This is a genomic window from Streptomyces sp. 8P21H-1 (assembly GCF_013302945.1).
The window spans coordinates 1-1,483 of sequence record NZ_JABTYA010000275.1 but is presented as its reverse complement, the minus strand read 5'-3'; the positions used below and the strand labels follow the sequence as shown (position 1 = coordinate 1,483).

Genomic DNA, 1,483 nt, shown 5'->3' with positions numbered 1-1,483 from the left:
CGTGGCGGGTCCACCCCTCGTCCGGGTCCGGGTCCGGGCCGTCGGGGCGGGCGTGCAGGGCCAGGGCGCGGGTGCCGTCGGCGGCCGGCGCGCCGACGGACAGGCGCAGGACGACGCCGCCGTCCCGCGGCAGCGTCAGGGGGGCTTCGAGCGTGAGGTCGTCGATGTGGGAGCAGCCGGCGCGGTCGCCCGCGAGGACGGCGAGTTCGAGGAACGCGGTGCCGGGCAGCAGGGCGTTGCCCCGGACGGTGTGGTCGGCGAGCCAGGGGTGGGTGCGCAGCGAGAGCCTGCCGGTGAACAGCAGGCCCTCGCTGTCGGCGAGCGCGACGACGGCGCCGAGGAGCGGGTGCCCGCAGGGGTCGAGGCCGAGGGAGCTGGCGTCGCCCGCGGGTCCGCCGCTCTCCTCCAGCCAGAGGCGTTCGCGTTGGAAGGCGTACGTGGGCAGGTTGACGCGCCGGCGGCGGTGTCCGTCGAGGACGGTGTCCCAGTCGACGCGGACACCGCGCACGTGCAGTTCCGCGAGCGCGGTGAGCACCCGGCGCGGGCCGCCGTCGTCGCGGCGCAGCGTGCCGAGGGCCAGGGCGTCGGTGCCGGCGGCGGCAGCGGTGTCCTGGAGGGCCGGGGTCAGCACGGGGTGCGGGCCGACCTCCAGGAGGACGCGGTGGCCGTCGGCGAGCAGGGCGCGGGTGGCCCGCTCGAACTCGACGGTGTGCCGGAGGTTGTCGTACCAGTAGGCGGCGTCGAGCCGTCCGGTGTCCAGGAGGCCGCCGGTGACGGTCGAGTAGAAGGGCACGGCGGCCGGGCGGGGCGCGACACCGGCCAGGGCCCCGGACAGCTCCGCGCGGATCTCCTCGACGTGCGGACCGTGCGAGGCGTAGTCGACGGGGACGGCGCGGGCCCGTACGCCGTCGTCCTCCAGGGCCGTGAGGAGTCCGGCCAGGGCTTCGGGGTCGCCGGAGACGACGGTCGAATCGGGGCCGTTCACGGCGGCGAGCGTGATCCGCCCGTCCCAGGGTGCGAGACGTTCCCGTACGCGGTCGGCGGACAGGGCCACCGACGCCATGCCGCCGCGCCCGGCGAGGGCCCGCAGCGCTCTGGCGCGCAGGGCCACGACCTTCGCGGCGTCGTCGAGGGTGAGGGCTCCGGCGACGCAGGCGGCGGCGATCTCCCCCTGGCTGTGCCCGACCACGGCCGCGGGCTCGACGCCGTGGGCGCGCCACACCTCCGCGAGGGAGACCATCACCGCGAACAGCGCGGGCTGCACGACGTCCAGGCGGTCGAGCCCGGGGGCGCCGGGCGCACCGCGGACGACGTCCGGGAGCGGGAAGCCGGTGTACGGGGCGAGGGCGTCGGCGCACTGGCCGAGACGGGCGGCGAACACCGCGGAGGTGTCCAGGAGTTCGCGGGCCATGCCGGGCCACTGGGAGCCCTGGCCGGGGAAGACGAAGGCGACGGCCTCGCCGGTGCGGGCCGTCGCGCGCAC

At 77.4% G+C, this 1,483-nt stretch carries 1 protein-coding gene; it reads right to left on the bottom strand.

The window, feature by feature from the left end:
- A partial coding sequence (locus HO151_RS05860; protein ID WP_173895034.1) for an acyltransferase domain-containing protein occupies positions 1-1,483 on the bottom strand: 1,483 nt, incomplete at both ends.